This window comes from Belnapia moabensis DSM 16746 (assembly GCF_000745835.1).
GTDB classification, from domain to species: Bacteria; Pseudomonadota; Alphaproteobacteria; order Acetobacterales; family Acetobacteraceae; genus Belnapia; species Belnapia moabensis.
Window position 1 is genome coordinate 6,738 of record NZ_JQKB01000125.1, and the last position, 2,996, is coordinate 9,733.

The window sequence follows — 2,996 nt, forward strand, 5'->3', positions numbered from 1 at the left end:
GCCATCCCGACGCGCTCGATGGACGCCTGCTCAGCCCGCGCGAGCACTACGTCGTCAAGCCGGTTGCGCCCGAGACGCTGCGGCACGCGGTGCGCTGCATGATGCCCATTTGGGCGCTGTGCCGGATGCCGCCCTGGGTGGGACTGGGACATAAGGTCGTTGCCGCCCTTGGCCTAGCGGGCACCCCAAGGGGGCCATAGCACGCTGCGCTGCTCGTCCTGGCAGCCCTTGCCAGCAGGCGCGTACGCCCAAACCAGCGGCATCGGCTGTCACTGGAGGGTCTTCTATTGCGACTAGGTAACGCACCCAGCCGTGATGGCCACGGCAAGGACTGAGAAGCGCAACGACGCAATCGGGCAGGCGCAGCGGCAAACGTAGCTGGTCTTGCGGCCCGGCTCGTGGATGGCCGAGGCAGCCCAGCCATCTTCAGCAACATCCCGTGCGACGCGGCGACAGGCTTCAAGAGCCGTGCCGAACCGGCCGCCCAGAGTGCCATGGGAAAGGCCTAGGAGGTGAACCGCATGCGGTGGAGGTACAGCGGCAGCGGTATCTCCGGTGCTGTCACCGCACCCCCCCCAAGGTCGGCAAGGCTAAACGGAAAGACCCGCAGCCGCGCAAGCGACAAAGGGCCTTCAAGCCGTATATCCATTCTAACCAACCCGAGGTCTCCTTGCCGGAGCCAACGAGCCAGAGCGCCCCGATACCGCACGGACGTGAATCCCGCGGATACCGACCCACAACCAACACCGCCCTCAATCTTCGAGGGCTTAACGATTCTAGTTAGAAATTATCTGGTGCGCCCTTGGTCCGATAACAACCCCAACCGCCTCAGCGGCAGCCGGATTGACCCGCTGGCGCGCCCACACTCAGTCGGATGCTCCGGGGTTTTGCGAGAGCACTGCAGCGAGTAAGCAATTGTGCGGGCAAGCCCCTGGCTGTTCCAAGTTACGATGTTCCTGACGATAGGTGAAAGCAGCCTACACGACCGACACTGCCTGCGTCCCCAGGCTGGACAAGACACTAACCGCTCCCACTGTCGCTGCTGCATCCAGCACCGCCAAAGTGATAGGCGCTTCCTTGTAGAAGGCGTAGCCTACTCACCCCTGGCGATCGAAGCTGTTGCCATAGCTGGTGCGGGAGAAAACATATGGCCAAAGGTCAGAAGCGGAACGGCCGTGAGCAAAAAAAGCCGAAACAGAACAAGCCAACCGTAACCGCCGGGCGGTCTGCGTTAACGGCTCTGCATGACCGGCCAGCGATGCCGGCCCCAGCGAAGAAAACGTAAAGGGCAAAAACTGCACTGTCTGTGATTTGAAGGGCAGACCATATCAGCATCGGGCAGGGGAGGGCAGTGCATGAGCGACGGTTCTTGGCACCTCACGATCTTTGGTCCCGGATCGTTGAAGGAGGCTGGGGCCGAGCACGACCCTGTTCGGCGATCTCATCCAGCAGTCCGCCGGCAGTCACCTCCCACATCGTTGGACATGACCGGTCCATGATCCCCCGCGCGACCTTCGACTATCCCGGCAACGGGAAGCCGGACGACCTCATCAACCAGCATTTCAGCAAATCATCCGGTAGGTGTTTGCCGGCAAGATTTGGCCCGCGGATCATCAGCCAGAAACTTCGGCGACGATCTGGCGGCATGTCCATATCGACAATGCGGTGCAAGCCGTCTGATCGGTGATCTCAGTGGCGCGGAAGTCTCCTGCTCCTGCGACAACGGGGGAATTCAGGGGATGGCGGCCAGCCTCCGGTCGATCATCCCCTCGCATCAAGCCTAGCTATTCTGCGGGATACAGCCCGTTCGGGGGGATTAGGGGATTACTTTTTCTCAGTTCCAAAGAAAAGAAAGTAACCCAAGCATGCCCGGCAGGGAGAAGTGAAACTCTGCCCCTACATTCCCATCACCCCCCCCCCCCGCCCCCCATCCCCAGGGCGCACCGCATCCGTTGACGGATGTCGGGGACCAAGCCGGAGGAGAGCGGCTCAGGCACCAATATGCCGGCCAGATCGCGCCAACTCCCCTGTATCGATGAGGCGGAAATATTGGCCCGGTGCCGCCGATTGTGATTAGCGCCACCTACCGTCTCGATGTCCGATTACCCGCGCCCCATGCCCAGCGACCTCCTGACCACAAGCGATCAGACCTACCGCCTCCTCGTCGAGGCGGTGGTGGATTATGCCATCTTCCTACTCGATTCTGAGGGCCGAGTCCGCACTTGGAACCCCGGAGCGCAGCGCCTCAAGGGCTATGCGCCCGCTGAAATTGTTGGGCAGCCGTTCTCGATCTTCTTCACCGACGAGGATCGCCGCCTCGGCAGGCCAGGGGCAATCCTCGTAGCTGCCCGGCGGGACGGCCGCACCGAAAGTGAGGGCTGGCGGGTGCGCAAGGACGGCACCCGCTTCTGGGCGCTGGCTGTGCTGGACGCTGTGCGCGACCGGGACGGACAGGTCATCGGGTTCGCCAAGGTCACCCGTGACATGACCGAGCGCCGGGCGGCGCAGCAGGCCCTTGTGCAAAGCGAGCGACGATTCCGCCTGCTCGTGCATGGCGTCACCGACTACGCCATCTTCATGCTCGACCCAGAGGGCAGGGTTGCGGAGTGGAACTCAGGGGCACGGCGGATCAAAGGCTACGAGACGCGGGAGATTATTGGTCAGCACTTCTCCCGCTTCTACACCGAGCCGGACCGCGCCGCCGCGGTGCCGCAGCGGGCGCTTGAGCAGGCCAGAACAGAGGGCCGTTTCGAGGCCGAGGGCTGGCGGGTGCGCAAAGACGGCAAGCACTTCTGGGCCAGCGTGGTGATTGAAGCCATCCACGACGAGGACGGAGCCTTGGTCGGCTTCGCCAAGATTACCCGCGACATCACCGAGCGGCGCGAGGCGCAGCAGGCAGCCGATGAGGCGCGGGAGCGGCTATCCGAGATGCAGCGCTTGGAGGCCTTGGGCGAACTCGTGGGCGGCGTCGCGCATAACTACAATAACCTCATCCA

2 protein-coding genes are annotated in these 2,996 nt (G+C 63.0%); both read left to right on the forward strand.

Going from position 1 to position 2,996, the window contains the following annotated elements; all coding sequences use genetic code 11:
* On the forward strand, positions 1-200 hold a 200-nt coding region (locus tag EP26_RS39055; RefSeq protein WP_211259588.1), incomplete at its 5' end, for a hypothetical protein.
* A 1,915-nt stretch (positions 201-2,115) separates the two neighbouring features.
* Positions 2,116-2,996, forward strand: an 881-nt coding sequence (locus EP26_RS27825) for a PAS domain-containing protein (RefSeq protein WP_211259589.1), incomplete at its 3' end; no start/stop codon positions are given.